The organism is Halomonas campaniensis, assembly GCF_002211105.1.
In the GTDB taxonomy this organism is placed as follows: Bacteria; Pseudomonadota; Gammaproteobacteria; order Pseudomonadales; family Halomonadaceae; genus Vreelandella; species Vreelandella campaniensis_A.
The window spans coordinates 105168-126359 of the sequence record NZ_JPUA01000026.1; the positions used below are offsets into that span (position 1 = coordinate 105168).

Consider the following 21192-nt stretch of genomic DNA (forward strand, 5'->3'; position numbering starts at 1 on the left):
GACTACTTCTTTGCTAGCTCGCGCATGGCGGTTTCCAGGCCTTCCATGGTCATGGGGTACATGCGATCTTCAATGATCTCGCGAATCAGCGTTGTCGAGTAGGTGTACTCCCATGCTCGGGGCGGCATCGGGTTAAGCCATGCCAGGCGCGGGAAGGTATCGCATAGCCGCTTAAGCCACACGCCGCCCGCTTCGTCGTTAAAGTGTTCTACGCTACCGCCGGGGTGGGTGACCTCATAGGGAGACATGGCCGCATCGCCGACAATCACTACTTGGTAATCCGCGCCGTAGGTGTGCAAAACATCCATGGTTGGGATGCGTTCGTTCCCCCGGCGCATATTATTCCGCCAAACCCCTTCGTAAAGGCAGTTGTGAAAGTAGTAGTGCTCCAGGTGCTTAAACTCCGAGCGGGCTGCCGAGAACAGCTCTTCGCAGACGCGAATATGATCATCCATTGAACCACCCACATCCAAAAACAGCAGCACCTTTACCGCATTGTGGCGCTCTGGACGCATCTGCACGTTGAGTAGCCCGGCGTCCTTGGCGGTTTCGCGGATGGTGCTCTCCACGTCAAACTCATCTAACGCCCCTTGGCGGGCAAACTTGCGCAGGCGACGCAGCGCCATTTTGATATTGCGGGTGCCCAGCTCCAGAGAGTCGTCGTAGTCGCGAAAGCGCCGCTCGTCCCAGACTTTGGTGGCACGGCGGTGGCGAGAGCCATCCTGGCCAATGCGAATGCCTTCCGGGTTATAACCGTAGGCGCCAAACGGGCTGGTGCCGCCGGTACCAATCCATTTGTTGCCGCCGGCGTGGCGCTCTTTCTGCTCCTCCAGACGTTTTTTGAACGTTTCGATGAGTTCTTCGAGGCCGCCCAGAGATTCGATTTTGGCTTTCTCTTCGTCGGTAAGCTGCTTCTCAAACGCCCGGCGCAGCCACTCATCGGGGATCAGCGCTTCAATAGCCGCGTCCATATCCTCAAGGCCTTTAAACCAGGCGGCGAAGGCACGATCAAAACGGTCAAAGTGGCGTTCATCCTTGACCATCACCGTCCGGGCCACTTGGTAGAAGGCCTCTATATCTGCGAATACCACGCCGCGCTCTACCACGGCGTGAAGATCCAGCAGTTCCCGCAGCGATACCGGCACGCCCGCGCGCTTTAACGTCTCAAACAGGCCAATAAACATGGCTTAGCGGCCTGTGCCTTTCTGGCGACGGATCATAAACGCCAGGCGCTCAAGCAATTGGGTATCCTGCTCGTTTTTGACCAAGGCGCCGGCCATGGGCGGCAGCGCTTTGGCCGGGTCGCGGTTATAGAGCGCCTCTTGAGCAATATTGTCAGCCATCAGTAGCTTGAGCCAGTCGACTAGTTCAGATGTGGACGGCTTTTTCTTAAGGCCTGGCGCTTTACGTAGCTCGAAAAACACCTCTAGGGCTTCGCTGACCAGCCGGGGGCCGATATCCGGAAAGTGAACATCGACAATCGCCTGCATGGTCTCGCGGTCAGGGAATTCAATGTAGTGGAAAAAGCAGCGGCGCAGGAACGCATCCGGCAGCTCTTTTTCGTTGTTTGAGGTGATGATGATAATCGGGCGCTGTTCGGCGCGGATGGTTTCGCCGGTTTCGTAAACATGGAACTCCATACGATCCAGCTCTTGGAGCAGGTCGTTGGGGAATTCGATATCGGCCTTGTCGATCTCGTCGATCAGTAGCACCACCCGTTGATGGGCGGTAAACGCTTCCCACAGCTTGCCGGGCTTGATGTAGTTGGCGACATTTTCCACGCCTTCAACGCCTAGCTGAGAATCCCGCAGGCGGCTGACGGCATCGTACTCGTATAAGCCCTGGGCCGCCTTGGTGCTGGATTTAATGTGCCAGGTAATCAGCTGGGTATCGAGAGACTCGGCCAACTCTTCAGCCAGCAGGGTTTTGCCGGTACCCGGCTCGCCTTTGATCAACAGCGGCCGCTCGAGCATCACGGCAGCATTCACCGCCTGCTTAAGCGCATCGGTTGCGATATAGGAAGAAGTGGAATCAAACGCCATGGGAGGGCCTCGGCTTGTCGAAAGCGGGTTTATAAATAGATAAACGGATTCAAACAAGTGTACGTGAGGGTCACCCTCAAGGCCAAGAGGTAGTGATAGCTGGCATTCTGCACAACACTGTGCCGAGTGCAGGTTTCCGCGAGGGCGCTGTTAACCCATCCGTGGGCGCTACTTTCGCCATCCATGGCGAAAGACCCTCGCTTCAACCTGCCCTCGCACCGTGTTCTCAAGAGATGTTGCAGTTATTTCCAAATCAAAAGCTCTGAAGTAGCTTTTTTATCACCCCTGCCAATTCGGCGGCACTATGCCCTGGCGCTGCATTTGCCGGTATACAGTAGGCCGCGAAACCCCCAGCGCGCGAGCCACGGCGCTAATGTTCCAGTGCTGTGCCTTAAGCATTTCCAGCAATGTGTGATCGGTGTCGCCATGAGCGTCTGCAGGCTTGTGGGGGCTCTGCTGGGTAATGCGTTGGCTCAGGCACTGTTCGGGCAGATCGTGAACGGTGATTTCATCGCTTTCCGAGGTGGCTAGTGCAAACGCCAGCGCATTCTTTAGCTGGCGGATATTACCGGGCCAGGCATAGGCGAGCAGAGCGCTGATGGCATCGGCCCGCAGGCGCGGTGATTGGCTGGAGGCGCGCTCTTTAATGATGTCGTCAAATACGCGGCGGATAACGTAGAGCTTATCGGCGCGGTCGCGTAGCGCGGGCAGGCGCAGTTGGGCCCCGTTAAGGCGGTAATAGAGATCTTCGCGGAATTCACCCTGCTGGATCATCGTATCGATATTGCGATGGGTGGCGGTAATCACCCGGATATCAACCTTTTCAGGCTTATTGGCCCCAAGAGGCATCACTTCTCGTTCCGCCAGCACACGCAGCAGTCGGGTTTGCAGTGACAGCGGCATATCGCCGATTTCATCCAGAAACAGTGTGCCGCCGTGGGCCTGAGGGATTAGCCCGCGCATGCCTTTGGAACGGCCACCGGTAAAGGCGCCTGGCTCGTAACCAAACAGCTCGCTTTCGATCAGCGCTTCGGGGATAGCGGCGCAGTTCACCGCGATAAAGGGCCCCTTGGCGCGGTGGCCGCTGTCATGTAGTGCTCGGGCAACCACCTCTTTGCCGGTGCCGGTTTCTCCACTAATCAGCACATTAACGCTGGCTTCGTTGCACAGTCGTTCGGCCAGCTTCTGGACTTTGCGCATGGCGGGGTCGTCGGCGCCTAAACGTGCCAATGGCCCTGGGAGGCTGGAAGGGAGCGAATGCGCTTGCTGAGCAGCTCGAGGGCGGCGCGGCTCCAGCAGGCTAATAAAGTAAATGGTGTTGTCGACTCTGGCACGAAAAGCGCGCAGTTGGTCGTCGGTGGCGCTGTTGATGCTAAGCACATCGGCGATATCACACTCGAATAATTCTCCTAGCATGGGCGTAGGGTCTAGCGACCAGGGTGGCCAGCGGCGCTGGTGCTCGGCGATCAAGTCACGACCCACTGCGTTGGCAGCAATCACTTGTCCGTTCTCCTCAATGGCGATGAGTCCCCGTCCGTTAACGTGTACAAACTCCCGTGAGGTATCCAGGCGCACCATCAGGCAGTCGCGGTAGCGCTGCAGAAAATAAGCATCCTCAATCATGCGTGCGTAGAGCGTTACCAGCGAGAGGCTGAAATTTTGGCTCTCATGCTGAGTAGGCGATTGCAGCGCGGAGATGTCCAGCACCGCTATGACATTGCCCTGAGGGTCAGCGATAGGTGCGGCGGTGCAGGTGAGCGAAATATGCGAGGCGTCGAAGTGCTCCTGTCGGTGGCAGATAATCGCCTGGCGATCGTACAGGCAAGTGCCTACGGCACAAGTACCCGCAAAGCGTTCGTCCCAATCGGCCCCCAGGTAGAGGCCTGCTCTGCGCAGCTGCTGGTCTTGATTAGGGTCGCCACGAAACTCAACGGTAATGCCGCGGTGGTCGGTGAGCAGCAGTACATAGCCTAGTTGGGCGATTTGTTGATAGAGCTGGTCAACCCCTGCGCGTGCTACGTGCAAAAGCTCATCGACAGACTCCCGGTGCTCAATCAGGGTCTGCTGCGGTACCACGCGAGCAGGGCGAGGCCGGGTGGGGTCGAGCTGGTACTCGTTTAGGCAGCGCAGCCAGGAGCGCCGAATGGTCGCTTGCGCCGGTAGCTGCGGAACGTCCAAGCCTTCGCCGAGCTGGAAAACATGCTCGATATGCTGGCGCTGGACGGATTGCAGCCGTGCAGGCAGGGGCGATTGAGTGGGCATGGCGTGATTCACTCTGGGGCTTGTTATTGTCCTTCCAGACTATGCGCTCTGACGTGGGTGTCAACGACGTGCCATTACGCCGTTAGTCGTGTGTTACACCTGTAACGCCAGAGTGTAAACGGTGTGACAGGTGTACACTCTACCTAATGCCCAATTGCTAACGTTTTTTTATTTTTTTATTTATATTTTTCAATATCTTGAAGTTGATTTTAAGTGATTGGCATAGTGAGTGCTTAGGGTTGTGTGTCACAAGACAGCCAACAATAACAAACCTGCATGGAGTACCCGCTATGTCAGCGACACAAGCCCAACAAACCGCCACAGCTACTGTTCAAGGCTGGCTGAGTAAGTTTGATCAGGCCCTGCAAGCCCAGGATATCCAAGGTGTGCTCGCCCTGTTTAATGACGAGTGCTACTGGCGCGACTTCCTTACTTTCACCTGGAATTTAAAGACCTGCGAGGGCAAAGACGCGATTCAAGCCATGCTCAATGCCACTTTGGAGAACGCACGCCCCTCGAACTGGCAGCTAGAGGGTGAAGCGACCCAAAATGGCGATGTTGCTGAGGCGTGGTTCACCTTCGAGACCGCGGTCGCCAGTGGCAAAGGCTATTTGCGCCTTAAAGACGGCAAATGCTGGACGCTGCTCACCACGATGCAGTCACTGCATGACTTCCCCGAACCGCGTAATCATCACCGTCCTAAAGGCGCTGAGCACGGCGCCAATAAGCAGCGTGAAACCTGGCTGGAAGCACGACAGCGCGAAGAAGCGGAGCTTGGTTACACGCAGCAGCCTTACTGTGTGATTATTGGCGGCGGCCAGGGCGGTATTGGTTTGGGCGCGCGACTAAAACAGATGGGCGTGCCGACCATTATTATCGAGCGCAACGAACGTGCAGGAGACTCCTGGCGAAATCGCTATAAGTCGCTCTGCCTCCACGATCCGGTCTGGTACGACCACCTTCCGTATATTCCCTTCCCTGAAAACTGGCCGGTGTTTGCCCCCAAAGACAAGGTGGGCGATTGGCTGGAGATGTACACAAAGGTGATGGAGCTCAATTATTGGAGTTCCACCGAGTGTCAGAATGCTCACTTCGATGAAGCCGCAGGGGAGTGGGTGGTGAACGTCAAACGTAACGGCGAAGCGATCACTTTACGGCCCAAGCAATTGGTGATGGCCACCGGGATGTCGGGTATGCCCAATGTGCCGCAATTTCCAGGGGCGGAAAGCTTTGCAGGCGAGCAGCAGCACTCCAGTCAGCACCCTGGGCCAGATGCCTATAAAGGCAAAAAGTGCGTCATTGTGGGGTCGAATAACTCCGCTCACGATATTGCCGCGGCACTCTGGGAGCACGACGCCGATGTGACCATGCTGCAGCGCTCATCTACCCATATCGTTAAGTCGGATTCATTGATGGAGGAAGTGCTGGGGCCGCTCTACTCCGAAGAGGCGGTGGCCAATGGCTTAACCCACGACAAGGCTGATCTGATTTTTGCTTCGATTCCCTACAAAGTGCTGCCGGACTTTCAGCGCCCGGCGTTTGAGGCGATTAAACAGCGCGACGCCGAGTTCTATCAAAAGCTGGAAGACGCAGGCTTTCTACTCGACTTTGGTGACGATGACTCTGGGTTGTTCTTGAAGTATCTGCGCCGGGGCTCGGGTTATTACATCGATGTGGGCGCCTGTGATCTGGTCGCCAGTGGCGATATCAAGCTGCGCAGCGGCGTAGGCATTGAGCGCATCAATCCCCACTCCATCACACTCACCGATGGCAGCGAGCTAGCGGCAGATTTGATCGTTTATGCGACTGGCTATGGCTCCATGAACGGCTGGGCGGCCAGGCTTATCTCCCAAGAGGTGGCGGATAAAGTCGGCAAGTGCTGGGGCCTGGGCTCTGATACCACCAAAGACCCTGGCCCATGGGAGGGCGAGCTACGCAATATGTGGAAACCGACTCAGCAAGAGGCGCTGTGGTTCCATGGCGGCAACCTACACCAATCTCGGCACTACTCGCACTATTTGGCGCTGCAGCTAAAGGCTCGCATGGAAGGACTGGAAACGCCTGTCTACGGCCTGCAGTCGGTTCACCACACGTCTTAACAGGAAGGGTAACCCATGAGTAACAGTCAGCAAACGATGCAGGCAGCGGTGTGGTACGCAGCAAAAGATATTCGCGTCGAGCAAGTGCCGATCCCCACCATCAATGACCCCCATGCAGTGAAGGTAAAAGTCGCCGCCTGTGGCATTTGCGGTAGTGATCTGCACGAGTATGCCGCCGGGCCGATTTTTATTCCGGTAGGTAAGCCGCACCCGATCAGTGGCGAGCAGGCGCCGATCATTATGGGCCATGAATTTTCCGGGGAAGTGGTCGAGGTCGGCGATAAGGTAACGCGAGTGAAAGTGGGTGACCGTGTGGCCATTGAACCGATTCTTTCACCCAACAAGGATGGCGCTTATCAGATGGAGCGCTATAACCTCACGCCCTTACTAGGCTTTCATGGCCTCTCGGGCGGTGGCGGCGGCTTCTCGGCGTTCACCGTGATGGGTGAGCATATGGTGCACAAGCTGCCGGATGACCTTAGCTTTGAACAGGGTGCCCTGGTAGAGCCCGCGGCGGTAGCGCTGCATGCGGTGCGCCAAAGCTCCCTGAAAGCCGGGGACTGTGCGGCGGTATTCGGCGCAGGGCCCATAGGACTGATGACCATTGAAGCGCTTAAGGCCGCAGGGGCGGCGCAGATTTATGCCGTAGAGGTCGCGCCCTCCCGCAAAGCCAAGGCCGAAGCATTAGGGGCCATTGTGGTTGATCCGCAGCAGGAGGATGCGGTGGCAACGATTCAATCACTGAGCGGTGGCGGCGTGGACGTGGCGTTTGAAGTGACCGGCATTCCTGATGTGCTGAATCAGGCGCTGCATAGCACCCACGAAGGCGGCGAAGTGGTGGTGGTCAGTATCTGGGAAGGGGAGGCCAGCTTTCAGCCTAACGACCTCGTCATCAAAGAGCGCACCATGAAGGGCATTATCGCCTATCGCCATGTATACCCAGCAGTAATGGCGCTAATGCAACGGGGCTACTTCCGCGCCGAAGATATGGTCACCCAGCGCATTCCATTGGCAGATATCGTCGAGGAGGGTTTTGAGGCGCTATTAAGCGACAAAGCCCAAGTGAAAATCATCGTGACACCTAATCACTAATGTGAGGATTTTTGAGCGCTAACGAACTCACATGATACTTTGTGATGCACAAAGGCTGAAAACTGCGCAATGGTGGTGCAGTTTATTTGCTGCAGTGCGAGGGGAGATTAATGCGTATCAAATGAAATTATATTAACTCTTTGTTTTTTTGATGTTTTTAAAAAGGTGGCACGCAGATCGCTATATATATGGCAAAGGGTGAGTGAATAGAGAAACAACAGCTTAGATAGTTGGCTTCTCTCCCTTCTTCACCTACATCGCTGCTAACTTTCAGCGATAAACCGAGTGAGCTGGCGTGCTCCACCTGGGTCCCCTTCGGGGGACTTTTTTTATGCCTGAATTTCATATACACGCTTTACAAAATAGAAAAACTATCAAAGGGCGGTTTCTTATAACAATATTTTACAAGAAATTTGGAAACAGTGTTCGTATAATATACACTGTATAGGAAAGTTGGATAGCAAGTACCGCAATCCCCAAGCGCATGGAACTGCGCGCTGCATAGAGGATGACCCTGATGAGTAATATGAAACTGATTTCTGCCGCTGTTATCACTGCTAGTTTTGCTCTGGCAAGCCAGGCAGCATTGGCTTATAACGCTGGTGACGTATTTGTTCGTGGCGGTGTTGCTCAAACGGATACGGGTTCAGGTAATGGTGATCTGAATGGTGATTCACTGAACGTGCAGAGCGCTCGCGGCTTCACCTTCGGTGCTGGTTACCTGTTTACTGATAAGGTTGGCGTTGAGCTCAACAGCTCTGAGAAATTTGAGCACGATCTGAATACATCTGCTCTAGGCGATGTGGGCAGCGTAGACCGCCTGCCGATAAACCTTTTGGTGAACTACTACCCGATGGGCGGCCTGGATTCTAAAGTTCAGCCTTACGTGGGTGCTGGCCTTAACTACACACGCTTCTCTGGTGAGCCCAGTGGTGTGAACGTTGACGAAAGCTACGGCGCGATCGGCCAAGTGGGTGTTGATCTGGCTGTGACTGACAATATTATGCTTAACGGTTACGCCAGCTATGCTGACGTGAACGCAGACATCAATGTGGGCGGTGAAGTCGACATCGAACCTGTCACCATTGGCGGTGGTGTTACTTACCGCTTCTAAGTTCGACCTGGCTTCTCCTGATAGCCAGACACAATTCAACGCCCGGCCATGTGCCGGGCGTTGTTTTTTTGCGTTTGAAAAAAGCTTTTAGAGACTCTAGGGCGTTAGATTCGCAAAACCACTTTCCGTCACCGCCACATTATCTTCAATACGAATACCGCCACAGGGCACAAGCTGGTCGACGAGTTGCCAGTTAATGGGTAGGTCAGTATTGCGCAGTGGGGCAAGCAGCATATTAATAAAATACAGCCCAGGCTCAATGGTGACGACCATGCCGGGGCGCAGCGTGCGTGTCAGCCGTAGCGCTGGGTGGTGCTCTGGAGCAGGGGCGGGAGTGCCATCCGGGTGGCGCAATCCGGCCACATCGTGCACTTGAAGGCCCAGCGAGTGACCCAGCCCATGAGGGCAGAATGCCCGCGTAACGCCTTCGGCCACCGCTTGTTCGGCGGTACCTTTAAAAAGATCGTTAGCCACTAATATTTCACCCAGGTGGTGATGCATCTGCTCATGCAGTATCAAAAAGTTAACCCCCGGGGCTACGCCTTTGACTAACTCATCTTTCAGCCCATGCATGGCGGTGACCAGTTCGCCAAATGTTGCGGGAGCATCGGGGCCAGCATAGGTACGCGTAATATCAGCACAGTAACCCCGAAAGCGGCGACCCGCATCCACTAGCAGGCTATAGCGCTGTTTAGGCGCCGTAAGGTCGTAGTGTTGATAATGCAGCACGCCAGCATGCTCATTTAAACCAATAATATTTTGGTAAGGCACATTTGACTCGCGCTGGCGACTTGCTGCTAAGTACGCTAGCTGAATATCCAACTCACCTGATGCGCCAATAAACGCGGCCTGGGATGCCTGATGTCCCGCTATCGCTAAGCGATTGGCTTCACGGAGACAGGCGATCTCATAGGGCGTCTTAAACATCCGTAATTCGTCAAGGGCATACACTATTCGTTCAGGGTGATGTTCAGCTTTTAGGGCCTTCTGGGTGCTGGTAGGCAGACGCTCTATATCGCCAATAACGGCAGCCTTTCCCGTAAGCGGTGGGGAGATTTTCTCGCTACATAAGTGGATATCAAACGCTGCCACCCAGGGCTCTTCGGGCAGATGAGTAGGCAAGTGCCAAAAGTCGGCGGGTGCATACAAGTATAGCTGCGGGCGCTTTTCTGGCTGAATAATCAACCAGCTATGCTGCACATCGGCTAAACCCACCCAGTGCATAAAATGCCCGTAAGTTTGAAAAGGGGGCGCGTGGTCATCAGCAAAGTGTACGCTGGTATGACCACTGTAAATCGCCAGACTATCAAACCCGTGGTCGGTCAAAATATCCGAATAAGCACGCTGTAGATGCGCTATATGATCATGCTGTAGGTTAAATAGGGTGGTTGACATACAAAGCTGTGCCCTCTGTTAAATAAGCTTTCGCAAATACGGATTCATCCACGTGGCGGCGCCAGTTCGCTCCACAGGCTATCCAGCTCCGCGTGGCGATGATTTTGATGGCGGTATAGCCGTAGCTCCATAGGCACATCCCAGCGACTATCGCCCGCTCTTACCAGCGTGCCTTGAGCAAGCTCTGCCGCGACGTTGCGCTCTGGCAGCCAACTCATGCCGTAGCCAAGTAGTACCAGCTCTTTAATACCCGCCGCATAGAGATTTTCACTTTGCGCGGTTAAATAGGTGGTTTGGGGGAGCCGGGCTAAGTGTGCTTTCACCGCAGACCCCAACAACCCGCGTTTGGGGTAGGCAAGCCACGGCAGTGGTTGGTGGCGCGAGCCAGGCAGCAGGGCACGCGGTTCTCCCTCTGGATTTAACCCAGTGACTGGAATCAGTCGTTCATGACCAATCACACGATAATTGCACGCGCTGGTGTCGATCTCCAGATCGCAGCGCCCAATCGGCCAGTAACAGATAGCCAGATCGCACTCGGCACGCGCCAAGGCTTGGAAGTAGTCATTTGCCACCCAGCCGGTCGCCCGCAAATAGGGCTGTACGCGATCTTGCCACCCCGTAGCCGCTAGCCACTCCGGCAAGAAGTGCGGCAACAGACTCTGCGGTGCTGCGACCATAATGCGCCGCTGCTGGCCAGCGTTAATTTCGCGTACACGATCCCGGGTCAGCCGCACGCGCTCGGTCACCTGTTCGCACAGGGTCAGAAACTCCTCCCCGGCCGGGGTGAGCGAAAGCGGCAGCGTTTGACGATTAATCAGTGTTACGCCCATCTCCTCCTCAAGCAGTTTAATCCTCCGGGAGAAGGTGGGCTGCGTAACGTTTTGATCATCTGCTGCGCGTGAGAAGTGCCGCGTTCTGGCCAGGGCGATAAAGTCTTCTAGCCAGCGAATTTCCATGCTCTACCTCTCAGCGCCTGGGTTCGCTGTGTCGAATATGACACCCGCTTCATAGGCGCCCCTCCTCAACAGCGTGGCACGCCACACGGGTTCCGTCATCCTGTGTTTGCAGCATGGGGATCTCTTGCTTACAGCGCGCATTGGCATGGGGGCAGCGGCCATGAAATACGCAGCCACTCGGTAGGTTAACCGGTGTCGGCACTTCGCCGGTGAGTCGAATGTGCTGGGGCCGGTCATCCTTCAAGCGAGGAATGGCTGAGAGCAGTGCCTGGGTATAGGGGTGGCGCGGCTTATCGAACAGCGTCGCCGTGGTAGCAACTTCACACACCGTGCCTAAGTACATCACCGCCACGCGGGTGCCAAAGTGCTCCACGACGGCGAGGTCGTGGGTAATGAACAGGTAGGTCAGGTTACGCTCTTGCTGGGCTTCCATCAGCAGGTTAAGCACCTGGGCTTGGATGGAGACGTCCAGCGCTGAAATAGGCTCATCGGCAACGATAAACTCCGGGTCGACGGCCAAAGCGCGGGCGATGGCGATACGCTGGCGCTGACCACCGGAGAATTCGTGGCCAAAGCGTTTCCCCCAGTCAGGGTCGATGCCCACCGAGCGCATCACTTCTTCTACCTTTTGGAGAATCTGCGGTCGTTTCCAGTCAGGGTGGTGCAGGCGCAGCGGCTCTTCCAGGGTTTGCTGAATGGTCATGCGTGGGTTGAGGGACGCATAGGGGTTCTGGAAGATCATCTGCATGCGTTTGCGATAGGGCAGCAGCTGGCGCGAGCTTAAGTTGTCGATGCGGTTGCCGTCGTAGCGAATCTCACCCTCAGTTGGCGTCAGTAGCCCCATGACGGTTCGCGCCACCGTGGACTTGCCGCAGCCCGACTCACCGACCACGCACAGCGCTTCACCGCGCTTGATATCGAGATTAACGCCATTAATAGCGTGGACGTGCTCTTGGTGGCGAATCAGCTTGCCGCCCTTAAAGCGTAGCTGATCGAGGAAATCACCAGAGAGCGAGAAGCGCTTTTTCAAGTCGCGAATCTGCAGCAGCGAATCAGCGCTCTCTTCGTTCTGACGGAGAGTAGGATTGGGGCTGTCCGTTATGGCCTCAGCGTGCGCACTCATGAGGTTTCCTCCTTCAAACGGCGATCTTCGAGCATTTCAGCCACCATATGACACGCCACACGGCAGTTGCCGGATTCGACAAATTCAGGCACCTGATGAGTGCAGGCGGGGCGGGGCTTGCCATCGGCACGATTGATAAAATCGCAGCGCGGATGAAACGCGCAGCCGCTGGGCAGGTTAGAGAGTGACGGCATGCTGCCGCGAATCTGATTGAGCTTTTCGCCCGGCGTTGCCATCTGAGGCAGGGCGTTGATTAACCCCTGGGTATAAGGGTGCTGCGGGTCGTTGATAATCTCCCGAGTTGGCCCTTGCTCAATGACTCGGCCAGCGTACATAACCAGCATGCGCTGTGTGACCTGGCTGACCACGCCCAGATCGTGGGTGATGAGAATCAGCCCCACGTTATGCTGCTCGCAAAGATCCAGCAGCAGCGCCATTATTTCGGCCTGGATCGTTACGTCGAGCGCCGTGGTGGGCTCATCGGCGATAATAATGTCCGGGTCGAGTAGCAGCGCAATGGCGATAATAATGCGCTGGCGCATACCGCCGGAAAGCTCGTGGGGATACTGATCCAAACGCGTCTCTGGTGAAGGGATTTGCACCTGCTGGAGTTTGTCCAGGGCAATCCTGCGGGCCTCTTTGGAGGAGATACGCCGGTGCGCTTTTAAGCACTCGACCATCTGCTCGCCAATGGAGAGCACCGGGTTCAGCGTCATCATTGGGTCTTGGAAGATCATCGAGACGCGGTTGCCACGTACCTTACGCAGGCCGCGCTCAGACATGCGGTTAAGCACCTGACCGTCAAACGTCACCGTGCCGCCGGCGATAAAGCCCGGTTTAGCGATCAAGTTGAGCAGCGAAAACGCGGCAACCGATTTGCCTGCGCCGGACTCACCGACAATACCCAGGCGCTCACCGCGCTCAAGGCTGAAACAGATATCGCGCAGGGCGTGTACTTCGCCCTGGCGCAGCGCAAAGCGTACATCGAGGTTGTTGACTTCAAGTAGTGCCATGGTGTCCTCAGCCTTTATAGAGTCGTGGGTTCATGACATCACGCAGCCAATCGCCGAGTAGATTGATCGACAGCACCAGCACCACCAGAACTGCGCCCGGTATCAAGGTGATCCACCAGGAGCCGGACTGAATGTAGTCAAAGCCCGATTTGATTAGTGAACCTAGCGACGGGTGCGTCTCTGGCATTCCCAGGCCCAGAAACGACAGCGCCGCTTCAGAGATAATCGCGTTGGCGATCTGCACGGTAGAGATAACGAAGATGGGTGACATGGTGTTGGGTAGCACGTGGCGGAACATAATGCGTTTGCTGCGCAGCCCCATTACGCGGGCGGCGTCAACGTACTCTTTGTTTTTCTCTGCCAGCACTGATGCGCGCACGGTGCGGGCATACTGGGGCCATTCGGCCAGGCCGATGATCAGGATCAGCATCATCACCGCGTACTGGCTGTAGAAGGCGCTGCCCATGGTCGCTTTGACCAAGGCGCCCACCACGATAGCGACCATTAGCGTAGAGAATGACAGCTGAATATCCGCCAGACGCATTAAGATAGAGTCAACGCGCCCGCCCAGGTAGCCTGCCATTAGGCCGAAGGTGACCCCTAACAATGCCTGCAAAATAACTGCGCCGAAACCGATTAGCAGCGAAACACGGGTGCCATACAGCACGATCGACCACAGATCACGCCCTTGGGCGTCGGTGCCCAAGGTGTAACGCTCATCGGCGCCGTCGATCCAGAAGGGCGGCAGTTCAGATGACATAATATCGATCTGCGAGAGGTCGTAAGGGTTCGTGGGGGCCAGTAGCGGTGAGGCAAAGGCGGCGATGACCATGCAGATAAACACTGCCAAGCAGAGCTGGGCAGTGCGGTCACGCTTGAAGCTGTACCACATATAGGAGTCGCGCAGGCGTTCCCAGCGGCTGGGTGAGGCGCTCGCTGGTGTGGAATTAGTTGTGGTGCTCATGCGGGCTTCCCAGTCAGTTTAACGGTGGGGTTCACCATGCCGTAGATGAGATCCACGATGGTGTTGGTGACGACAAAGATCACGCCGACGATCATTAGGTAGGTCACAATCAGCGGAATATCGGCGCGGTTAATCGCATCCAAAAACATCAAGCCCATACCGGGCCATTGGAAAACGGTCTCGGTCAAAATGGTGTAGGCGACCATGGTGCCGATCTGTACGCCGCCTACGGTTATTACCGGCAGCATGGTGTTTTTGAGGGCATGAACGAAATAGACCCGGCGCATGGAGATTCCTTTAGCGCGGGCGTACTTAACGTACTCCGACTGCAGGACTTCCATCATTTCGGCACGAATCAGGCGGATAAACAGCGGTAGCATAATGGAGGCTAAAGAGACTGCCGGTAACACTAGGTGCTGTACGCCGTTCCAGGTTGCCAAGTTGGTGTCCCAATGGCCCACTACGTTAACGAGGTCATAGCCACGGCCAAAGGAGGGCATATTGCCTTCGGTGGAGAAGAAGTCATTCAGCCATGCGCCCCAACCAGTGCTCTCGGGGAACAGCGTAACGGTAACGCCGATGGCGAAGATTTGAATCAGTACGATCGCGGTCAAAAAAACCGGAATCGAAATGCCTATAATCGATATACCCATAAATAGGCGTGATATCGGTGAGCGGGGTTTGATGGCGCTGTACACCCCTATGGGGACAGAAAAAATCACAATAATCAGCGTTGCGGCAAATACCAGCTCCAGAGTGGCGGGTAAGTGGCGCGCAATCACTTCTAACGCCGGTTCGCGGTAAAAATACGAGTAGCCAAAATCACCTTGAACGGCGTTTTTAGCAAAACGAGCATATTGCACCAGGAAGGGGTCGTTGAGGCCTAAGCGCTCGCGAATTTCTGCACGTTCACTCTCTGGCACAGACTGGCCAACCATCTGCTGTACGGGGTCACCCAGGTTATCCTGAATGGCGAAGGCCAGCACGCTGATGACAAACATCACCAAAACCGCGTGCATCAGCCGCTTGATTAAAAAGGCAATCATGGCGTACGCCACCTATGTGAGGGGTTCATCAAAGGAAGTAGGGGCATGTTATGCAGAGTTCTCACAGCCGCGAACCGCCCAACGAAAGGCTTCGCTCCCTAAACGCTTAGGGAGCGAAGTATCCTTGCGGCTAACTCATTTACCGTTAACACTCAGGCGGTTAATGCTGTAGTGACTCTTTTGGCTTAATGCTCAGTCGCCGCTGCGATTAATCACCAGATCACCCAGGTAAGGGAAGTCAAGGGCGTTGACCACAGGCTCAATCTCAACCCCATCAGCGGCTGCGTAAGCAAGGTTCTGCCAGTGAAGGGTGATATAACCAACGTCTTCATAAAGCATGGTTTCGGCTTCGCGCAGCATTTCGTTGCGTTTTTCCAGATCGGTTTCGCTATCGGCTGCGGTGACCAGCGCATCGATCTCTTCGTTGCAGTAGCCGCCGTAATTGTACTGGCCAGCACCGGTCTCTTCATCGAAGCAGAAAGAGAGGTACTGGAAGAAGTTCGCAGTGTCTTCAGTATCTGCGTGCCAGCCGATCATCGCCATATCGGATTGGCGGGTATCGTACTCAGGCCAGTACTGCGCCAGGGGCATGGTGCGCAGGTCAACGTCAATGTTGATCTGGGCCAGCATGTTGGCCACTGCCTGAGCAATTTGGGCATCGTTTACGTAACGGTTGTTGGGGGCGATCATCTCAACGCTGAAGCCGTCTGCGTAGCCCGCTTCGGCCATCAGCTCCTTGGCGCGCTCAATATCGTAACGTGGCGTTAAATCAGGGTTATGGCCTGAGTAACCCTCAGGTGAGAACTGTCCCGCCGGGTTAGCAAAGCCACGCATGAGACGGTCGGCAATGCCTTCCTGATTAATGGCCAAATCCACTGCTTGACGAACGCGGGCATCCTGGAAGGCTTCGACGCGCTCTTCGTTCATTTGGAAGCCAATGATGCGTGTACCGTCAACCTCTACCAGATTGACGCCGTCGGCCTCGCGTACGCGATCCAGGTCATTGGGTGGTACGGCATCAATAAAGTCGACACCGCCGGAGAGCAGGGCAGCAACCCGTGAGGCGTTCTCCGCGATAGGCGTCAGTACGATATTAGTGACATTGCCCTCGCTTTCGGTATCCCAGTAATCTTCAAAGCGTTCAAAATCTACCCGTACACCCTGGCGGCGGTCAGTGACGATGAAGGGGCCAGTGCCAGAAACATTACGTGAAGCGAAGGAGTTGCCTGCTTTAACGATCTCAGCTTTGTCGTTGCCACCGTCGGTTTCACCGCTATAAAACTCGCTGTCCATCGGGAAGATGTAGGTAGCCAGGTTGAGAAGCAGCGGGTAAGGTTCGGTGGTGACAATCTCAACGGTGTAGTCGTCAACGGCTTCGGCGCTGGCAACCGGCTCAAAAATAGCGCGATAGTCAGGGCTCTCTTTTAGGCGCTCAATGGTCCATACCACGTCTTTGGCGGTGAACTCATTGCCTGAGTGGAAGGTAACGCCTTCGCGCAAGGTCATGCGCATGGTGGTTTCGTCAACCTGCTCCCACTCGGTGGCTAAGCGCGGCTCAAACTGGAAATCTTTTGTCCAGCGTACCAGCGGATCAAACGCAAGGTGAGAGAAACGCAACATGCCACCCGAGAGCTGCTCGTGAATATCGAGGGTTTCAGGGTCAGCGGAGTAACCAATGCGCAGCGTTTCAGCACTTGCGGTCATCGGCAGCAGCGCCGTACCCGCTACCACTGCACCAATTACGGAAGCCAGTAAGGTTTTCTTGAGCGTCATTATCGTTCCCTTAGGTCATTGTTTATTGTTCGTTTTGCCGCCATTTTCGAGGCAGGGAGCACTGCTACAACCAGAAAGCACCAGCAAAACAGACACGGTCAGTTCGTATACCTATTTACAACACAGGTGTACAACCTAGGCTTACAACATAGAGAGTGCCTATCGCGTCACACAATCGAAATAATGACAGGCATCATTCGTCTACTGAATGATGAGGCTAAGAGCGGCATGCTACGGCCTTTTTTTTAGACAAAAGTCGTAAGTAGAAAGCCATGCATAACAGGATGGAAAAGCATTATGTGGAGACAAGTTGGGATAGCGTTGTTGGCTGCTTGGCTACCTACAAGCGGTTTTACCACCGAGCTAGGCGCCTCTGGACAAGCAGCGCCTGAAATCACAGGGTCGCTGGAGGGTGAGCGCCGCGAGTGGTTTGTATTAAGCCATGGCAGTGACTCGAATGCCTCATTCGTAGAATTAGGCGACGATATCAACATTGACATCACTGGCTCTGTTGACGGTGAGGAATGGGAAAGTGATGAGGCACTCTCGATTAGCCTGACCGTGGCGGAAGAGCAACTGACCAATGCGGTGGTGATCTACGTCATTGGGAGTTCTGTTTCTCCGCCACTATTTACCTCGGAGGGTGGCGATGTGGCCGTTACGCTGACGCATTATGAACGTACCAGTCAAGCGGTTCATGTGGCTGGCAAAATAGAGGGGATAATGGCGCTGCAAGTGGCGTTAGGTGAGCCAGCAAATCTTGAAGAGGGCATTGAGATTGACGTGGCATTCGATGTTGAGGCACAAAAAATAGAGTTTTAACCCGCCAGGTCGACTTACGCCGACCTGGTGAAAAGGTTTGAGAGGGCTCCCATGCCAAGCAGAAAGGCCTTAGCCAAAGCGTTGGTGCAGCCAGGCATTAATGGTGTCTGATTCGTACATCCACTCCTCACGACCATCGTCGTGGGTGATTTTCAAACAGGGCACTTTGACTTTGCCGCCCCCTTCCAAGAGCGCCTGCTTATGGGCAGGATCAAGTTGCGCATCACGTACTTCAATGTTTAAGCCCAGTCGTGCTATCTCTTTGCGCACCTTGATGCAAAAAGGACAGGTGCGGAATTGGTACAACGCGAGGTTCTGGCATGCTTGATCCACTTTAGCTTGCTCTTCAGGGGTACGCTCCACTGCTTTAGGCGTAGATAGCTTCTCCGAAATCAGCATGACAGGGGCAAGCACCAAGCGAAGGCCGCGGAAAAAATAGCGAATTAAAATGCGCATTGAAAGACTCCTTTGCTGATGCTGGCTCACATCAGCGTGACGAGTGGTAAGAAAGTGATGATCATCATTAGTAAACAGTGGCCGCATCCTGCAACAACTAGAGGGATTTGTCACTTGGGAGGCGTATTGCCGCCGTTTTTAGCGATGAGGTGATGAGCAAATAGTGTCATCATGCTAGGCTAGTTAGCTATTTTTACGCCATTTTTTGGCTTTTATTGAATGAGTTTACTGGCGATTAACGGGGCGAGAGCCATGCATCTGCATATTATGGGTATCTGTGGCACCTTTATGGGGAGCCTGGCGCTGCTGGCGCGTGAAATGGGGCACCAAGTGAGTGGCTCTGATCAGAACGTATACCCTCCGATGAGCACCCAATTGGCTGATGCGGGCATCACCTTAATGCAGGGCTACCATGCCGAGCATCTGTCGCCATCGCCGGATCTCGTCGTGGTGGGCAATGCGCTGTCGCGGGGCAATGACGAGGTTGAAGCGCTACTGAACAGCGGCTTGCCGTATATCTCGGGTGCGCAGTGGTTGGCAGAACACGTGTTGCCCGGTCGTCGCGTCATCGCAGTGGCAGGTACCCACGGAAAAACCACCACCGCGAGTGTATTAGCCTGGCTATTGGAGAGTGCCGGCTTAAAGCCGGGATTTTTAATTGGTGGAGTGCCGCGTAACTTTGGCGTGTCGGCGCGTTTGGGAGACCCACAAGCGCCGTTCGTAGTAGAGGCTGATGAGTACGACACCGCCTTCTTCGATAAACGTTCCAAGTTTGTTCACTATCGCCCGGATATCGCGATCCTCAACAATCTTGAGTTTGACCACGCCGACATCTTTCCTGACCTGGCCGCTATCGAGCGCCAGTTCCACCACCTGGTGCGAACGGTGCCAAGTCAGGGCCACCTGCTAGTCGCCGATGAGCAGCCCGCGCTTGAACGCGTATTAGAGCAAGGCGTTTGGACGCCGGTAGTCCACTTTGGTGACCAGGACACGTCCGAATGGCAGCTTAAGCTAGAACGCGCCGACGCCAGTCGCTTCCAGGTCATTTATAGCGGTGATAAGCAGGGCCAGGCGGTGAGTAGTCAAGAACAAGATGGGGTGGTTGAGTGGTCGCTGACCGGCGAGCATAACGCCCGCAATGCATTGGCAGCGCTGGCGGCGGCGTATTTGTGTGGGGTTGATCTAGCCCGTGGCTGTGCGGCGCTGGCGCGTTTTGAAACGCCCAGGAGACGTCAGGAAGTGCGTGGTGAGATTAATGGCATTCAGGTCATTGATGATTTCGCCCATCATCCCACGGCGATTGCCGCGACGCTTAAAGGGCTACGCGCGGCAACTACTAAGGGGCGCTTGCTGGCGGTCATTGAGCCCCGCTCCAACACCATGCGCTTAGGCGCGCTGCGCGAGCGGTTGCTTGAGAGCGTGGCTGACGCTGATGGCGTGTTTTGGTTTCAGCCCGCCGGGCTTGACTGGTCGATGGACGAGCTGGTCGCCACCCAGGGCGCGGATGCCCAGCTGTTTAGCGATATCGATTCGCTGGTGGCGGCAGTGGTCGCTCAAGCCTCACCGTTGGATCGCATTGTGGTGATGTCCAACGGCGGCTTTGAGGGGGTGCATGAACGACTGCTCGCCGCATTGGCTGCAGCCAAGGAGGGGGAAACGTGACAGCTAACGCCGATACCGCGTTCAAGAAACCGATTACCGTGGCGCTAACTGGCGCGTCGGGGGCGCAATACGGTTTGCGCTTGATCGATGTATTGGTCGCCGCAGGGCATGAAGTGTGGGTGATGATTTCAAAAGCCGCACACATGGTCATTGCCACTGAAACCAATATTGAGCTGCCCGCCCAGCCCCAGCGCTTAGCTGAGGCGCTGAGTGAGCGCAGTGGGGCGCGGCCCGGTCAGATTCGCTGCTTTGGTCGCGAGGACTGGATGGCACCGGTGGCGTCAGGCTCTGGCGCCCCCTCTGCCATGGTGGTGTGCCCATGCTCTACCGGCACGCTTTCTGCCGTGGCAACGGGGGCCAGCAACAACCTGATTGAGCGGGCGGCAGATGTGGCGATTAAAGAGCGCCGAACTTTGGTGCTGGTGCCACGGGAAAGCCCGTTTTCGCCGATTCACTTGGAGCACATGCTGACATTGAGTCGCTTGGGCGTGGTCATTTTGCCGGCAGCCCCAGGATTTTATCACTGCCCACAAAGCATTGATGATCTGATTGATTTTATTGTCGCGCGTATCCTCAACCAGCTAGGCATCGAGCACTCGCTGGTTCCTCGCTGGGGTGAGGTCGAAAACAAGGATGACTGATCTATGATGTCGTGGGCTACGCTCTCGGTTTTTGTGCCAACGTTTCTGTTTGTTTCGCTAACCCCCGGTATGTGCATGACCCTCGCCATGGTACTGGGCATGACCCAAGGCGTTAAACGTACGCTGTGGATGATGATCGGTGAGTTACTGGGCGTTGGCTTGGTGGCGGCGGCCGCTGGCGCAGGGGTGGCGGCGTTAATGCTGCGACAGCCAGAGCTGTTTGTGCTGTTTAAGTGGGTGGGCGGCGCCTACCTGGGGTATTTGGGCATTATGATGTGGCGCTCCCGTGGGCGCATGGCGATCCCCAGTGAGCTGGATGCAGGGCCACCCGCAAGTCCTCTGCAGTTAGCCATGCAAGGATTTGTGACGGCAGTGGCAAACCCCAAAGGGTGGGCCTTTTTTATGGTGCTTCTACCCCCCTTTCTGGATAGTAGCCGCCCCTTGCCAGGGCAGCTCAGCCTGCTCATCGCGGTCATCTTGACCATCGAGTTTGCCAGTATGCTGGTCTATGCCACTGGTGGTAAAACGTTGCGCAGTGTGTTGGGTAAAAGCGGCAATGTGCGTTTGCTTAACCGTATTGCCGGAACGCTGATGATTGGCGTTGGTTTATGGTTGGCGCTGGGGTAATAGCCATTAAACGGGGGGTAACAACCCTACTCGGGCGCTAATAAGCACTAGCGATGCCACGCTGAGCAGTAGCCACGGGCAGGGTCGCATAGGCGGGCGTGGCTG

The 21192-nt window shown here is 55.5% G+C and carries 18 protein-coding genes; 7 read left to right on the forward strand and 11 right to left on the reverse strand.

The genetic code is table 11. The features are described 5' to 3' along the window. Positions 1-2 precede the first annotated feature (2 nt). The 3 genes from JI62_RS09305 to JI62_RS09315 form a co-directional block, all read right to left on the reverse strand. Positions 3-1184 (reverse strand): vWA domain-containing protein, encoded by a 1182-nt coding sequence (locus tag JI62_RS09305; protein WP_088699894.1) that lies wholly within the window; start codon positions 1182-1184, stop codon positions 3-5. 3 nt (positions 1185-1187) lie between these two features. Continuing rightward, on the reverse strand, positions 1188-2042 hold the full coding sequence (locus JI62_RS09310) for an AAA family ATPase (protein WP_088699895.1): 855 nt from the start codon (positions 2040-2042) through the stop codon (positions 1188-1190). A gap of 279 nt (positions 2043-2321) precedes the next feature. Beyond that, positions 2322-4304, reverse strand: a complete 1983-nt coding sequence (locus JI62_RS09315) for a sigma-54-dependent Fis family transcriptional regulator (protein ID WP_088699896.1) — start codon at positions 4302-4304, stop codon at positions 2322-2324. A gap of 290 nt (positions 4305-4594) precedes the next feature. On the opposite strand from JI62_RS09315, the gene JI62_RS09320 reads away from it, so the two are divergent. The 3 genes from JI62_RS09320 (at position 4595) to JI62_RS09330 (ending at position 8609) form a co-directional block, all read left to right on the forward strand. Next, positions 4595-6403 carry an NAD(P)/FAD-dependent oxidoreductase gene (locus JI62_RS09320; RefSeq protein ID WP_088699897.1) on the forward strand — a complete coding sequence of 603 codons (1809 nt, stop codon included), beginning with the start codon at positions 4595-4597 and terminating at the stop codon, positions 6401-6403. A gap of 36 nt (positions 6404-6439) precedes the next feature. Next, positions 6440-7495 carry a 2,3-butanediol dehydrogenase gene (locus JI62_RS09325; protein WP_088700050.1) on the forward strand — a complete coding sequence of 352 codons (1056 nt, stop codon included), beginning with the start codon at positions 6440-6442 and terminating at the stop codon, positions 7493-7495. Positions 7496-8012: 517 nt separating this feature from the next. Beyond that, positions 8013-8609 carry an OmpW/AlkL family protein gene (locus tag JI62_RS09330; protein WP_170938521.1) on the forward strand — a complete coding sequence of 199 codons (597 nt, stop codon included), beginning with the start codon at positions 8013-8015 and terminating at the stop codon, positions 8607-8609. A 96-nt stretch (positions 8610-8705) separates the two neighbouring features. Here JI62_RS09330 and pepQ read toward each other — a convergent pair whose 3' ends face one another. From pepQ to JI62_RS09365, 7 genes are all read right to left on the reverse strand, one after another. Further along, complete coding sequence (pepQ, locus tag JI62_RS09335; RefSeq protein WP_088699899.1) at positions 8706-10004, reverse strand: Xaa-Pro dipeptidase; 1299 nt, start codon at positions 10002-10004, stop codon at positions 8706-8708. A 44-nt stretch (positions 10005-10048) separates the two neighbouring features. Continuing rightward, the gene (locus tag JI62_RS09340; RefSeq protein ID WP_088699900.1) at positions 10049-10960 is read right to left on the reverse strand and encodes a LysR family transcriptional regulator; all 912 of its coding nucleotides are present in this window, start codon (positions 10958-10960) and stop codon (positions 10049-10051) included. Positions 10961-11009: 49 nt separating this feature from the next. Then, positions 11010-12083: an ABC transporter ATP-binding protein gene (locus tag JI62_RS09345; RefSeq protein ID WP_088699901.1), complete on the reverse strand. Its 1074-nt coding sequence runs from the start codon at positions 12081-12083 to the stop codon at positions 11010-11012. After that, positions 12080-13096 (reverse strand): ABC transporter ATP-binding protein, encoded by a 1017-nt coding sequence (locus JI62_RS09350; RefSeq protein ID WP_088699902.1) that lies wholly within the window; start codon positions 13094-13096, stop codon positions 12080-12082. The genes JI62_RS09345 and JI62_RS09350 overlap by 4 nt, the downstream gene beginning before the upstream one ends. A 7-nt stretch (positions 13097-13103) precedes the next feature. Continuing rightward, the gene (locus JI62_RS09355) at positions 13104-14060 is read right to left on the reverse strand and encodes an ABC transporter permease (protein WP_088699903.1); all 957 of its coding nucleotides are present in this window, start codon (positions 14058-14060) and stop codon (positions 13104-13106) included. Next, positions 14057-15106, reverse strand: coding sequence for an ABC transporter permease (locus JI62_RS09360; protein ID WP_088699904.1), 1050 nt, complete (start codon positions 15104-15106; stop codon positions 14057-14059). The genes JI62_RS09355 and JI62_RS09360 overlap by 4 nt, the downstream gene beginning before the upstream one ends. A gap of 192 nt (positions 15107-15298) precedes the next feature. After that, complete coding sequence (locus JI62_RS09365; RefSeq protein WP_088699905.1) at positions 15299-16879, reverse strand: ABC transporter substrate-binding protein; 1581 nt, start codon at positions 16877-16879, stop codon at positions 15299-15301. Positions 16880-17176: 297 nt separating this feature from the next. On the opposite strand from JI62_RS09365, the gene JI62_RS09370 reads away from it, so the two are divergent. Continuing rightward, positions 17177-17701 (forward strand): hypothetical protein, encoded by a 525-nt coding sequence (locus JI62_RS09370; protein WP_088699906.1) that lies wholly within the window; start codon positions 17177-17179, stop codon positions 17699-17701. Positions 17702-17770: 69 nt separating this feature from the next. Here the strand turns inward: JI62_RS09370 and JI62_RS09375 are convergent, their stop codons facing one another. Then, positions 17771-18157: a glutaredoxin family protein gene (locus JI62_RS09375; RefSeq protein WP_088699907.1), complete on the reverse strand. Its 387-nt coding sequence runs from the start codon at positions 18155-18157 to the stop codon at positions 17771-17773. Between the two features lie 252 nt (positions 18158-18409). Here JI62_RS09375 and mpl point away from each other — a divergent pair, with 252 nt between their 5' ends. From mpl to JI62_RS09390, 3 genes are read left to right on the forward strand one after another with little or no spacing between them, the layout of a single operon-like run. Next, complete coding sequence (gene mpl, locus JI62_RS09380) at positions 18410-19819, forward strand: UDP-N-acetylmuramate:L-alanyl-gamma-D-glutamyl-meso-diaminopimelate ligase (protein WP_088699908.1); 1410 nt, start codon at positions 18410-18412, stop codon at positions 19817-19819. Next, positions 19816-20460, forward strand: a complete 645-nt coding sequence (locus JI62_RS09385) for a flavin prenyltransferase UbiX (protein WP_088699909.1) — start codon at positions 19816-19818, stop codon at positions 20458-20460. The genes mpl and JI62_RS09385 overlap by 4 nt, the downstream gene beginning before the upstream one ends. Positions 20461-20463: 3 nt before the next feature. Then, positions 20464-21087, forward strand: coding sequence for a LysE family translocator (locus tag JI62_RS09390; protein ID WP_170938522.1), 624 nt, complete (start codon positions 20464-20466; stop codon positions 21085-21087). Positions 21088-21192 lie beyond the last annotated feature (105 nt).

What these genes read in the sequence shown, in the direction of transcription:
- JI62_RS09305 (WP_088699894.1), bottom strand. Translation starts at nt 1,184, where the DNA reads ATGTTTATTGGCCTGTTTGAGACGTTAAAGCGCGCGGGCGTGCCGGTA.
- JI62_RS09310 (WP_088699895.1), bottom strand. Translation starts at nt 2,042, where the DNA reads ATGGCGTTTGATTCCACTTCTTCCTATATCGCAACCGATGCGCTTAAG.
- JI62_RS09315 (WP_088699896.1), bottom strand. Translation starts at nt 4,304, where the DNA reads ATGCCCACTCAATCGCCCCTGCCTGCACGGCTGCAATCCGTCCAGCGC.
- JI62_RS09320 (WP_088699897.1), top strand. Translation starts at nt 4,595, where the DNA reads ATGTCAGCGACACAAGCCCAACAAACCGCCACAGCTACTGTTCAAGGC.
- JI62_RS09325 (WP_088700050.1), top strand. Translation starts at nt 6,440, where the DNA reads ATGCAGGCAGCGGTGTGGTACGCAGCAAAAGATATTCGCGTCGAGCAA.
- JI62_RS09330 (WP_170938521.1), top strand. Translation starts at nt 8,013, where the DNA reads ATGAGTAATATGAAACTGATTTCTGCCGCTGTTATCACTGCTAGTTTT.
- pepQ (WP_088699899.1), bottom strand. Translation starts at nt 10,004, where the DNA reads ATGTCAACCACCCTATTTAACCTACAGCATGATCATATAGCGCATCTA.
- JI62_RS09340 (WP_088699900.1), bottom strand. Translation starts at nt 10,960, where the DNA reads ATGGAAATTCGCTGGCTAGAAGACTTTATCGCCCTGGCCAGAACGCGG.
- JI62_RS09345 (WP_088699901.1), bottom strand. Translation starts at nt 12,083, where the DNA reads ATGAGTGCGCACGCTGAGGCCATAACGGACAGCCCCAATCCTACTCTC.
- JI62_RS09350 (WP_088699902.1), bottom strand. Translation starts at nt 13,096, where the DNA reads ATGGCACTACTTGAAGTCAACAACCTCGATGTACGCTTTGCGCTGCGC.
- JI62_RS09355 (WP_088699903.1), bottom strand. Translation starts at nt 14,060, where the DNA reads ATGAGCACCACAACTAATTCCACACCAGCGAGCGCCTCACCCAGCCGC.
- JI62_RS09360 (WP_088699904.1), bottom strand. Translation starts at nt 15,106, where the DNA reads ATGATTGCCTTTTTAATCAAGCGGCTGATGCACGCGGTTTTGGTGATG.
- JI62_RS09365 (WP_088699905.1), bottom strand. Translation starts at nt 16,879, where the DNA reads ATGACGCTCAAGAAAACCTTACTGGCTTCCGTAATTGGTGCAGTGGTA.
- JI62_RS09370 (WP_088699906.1), top strand. Translation starts at nt 17,177, where the DNA reads ATGTGGAGACAAGTTGGGATAGCGTTGTTGGCTGCTTGGCTACCTACA.
- JI62_RS09375 (WP_088699907.1), bottom strand. Translation starts at nt 18,157, where the DNA reads ATGCGCATTTTAATTCGCTATTTTTTCCGCGGCCTTCGCTTGGTGCTT.
- mpl (WP_088699908.1), top strand. Translation starts at nt 18,410, where the DNA reads ATGCATCTGCATATTATGGGTATCTGTGGCACCTTTATGGGGAGCCTG.
- JI62_RS09390 (WP_170938522.1), top strand. Translation starts at nt 20,464, where the DNA reads ATGATGTCGTGGGCTACGCTCTCGGTTTTTGTGCCAACGTTTCTGTTT.